Annotated in this window: 1 protein-coding gene; it reads left to right on the top strand. The window is 45.3% G+C overall.

Translation table 11 applies throughout. From position 1 onward, the window contains the following. A partial coding sequence (locus tag ATZ99_RS00085; RefSeq protein ID WP_157074667.1) for an aminotransferase class III-fold pyridoxal phosphate-dependent enzyme occupies positions 1 to 611 on the top strand: 611 nt, incomplete at both ends.

The following is a 611-nucleotide window of genomic DNA, read 5'->3' as shown; positions in this document are numbered from 1 at the left end:
GAAAACCCCGATGATATATGTGCGATAATAATTGAAACCATCCAGGGTGAGGGAGGGGACAACCATTTCAGGCCGGAGTTTTTCAGGGCACTTAGGGAGATATGCGATGAGAATGAGATAATGCTAATATTCGATGAAGTGCAATGCGGTATGGGAATAACCGGCAAAATGTGGGCATTTCAGCATTACGGAGTGGAGCCGGATATATTTGCTTTTGGCAAAAAGGCACAGGTATGCGGCATATTGTCCACAAAGAGGGTGGATGAGGTAGAGAGGAACTGTTTTGTAGAAAGCAGCCGTATAAACTCCACCTGGGGCGGGAACATAGTGGATATGGTGCGCTCTACCAGGATTCTTGAGATAATAAAAGAGGACGATGTACTCGGCCATGTAAACGAGGTATCCAAGATACTGCATAAATATTTACATGCTTTAGAAGACGAATTTCCCGAGCTGGTGGGGAACGTAAGGTATAAAGGGTTAATGGCGGCCTTTGATTTTCCCGATCAGGAACTTAGGGGTAAATTTTTGAAATATTGCTTTGAAGAGCGGATGCTGGTATTGGCGACGGGTGTAAAGGGAGTAAGGTTCAGGCCGATTCTCACGGTAAC

The organism is Thermovenabulum gondwanense, assembly GCF_001601575.1.
Lineage (GTDB): Bacteria > Bacillota > Thermosediminibacteria > Thermosediminibacterales > Thermosediminibacteraceae > Thermovenabulum > Thermovenabulum gondwanense.
The sequence above is the reverse complement of the archived record's forward strand: the minus strand, read 5'-3'. Positions and strand labels throughout refer to the sequence as shown.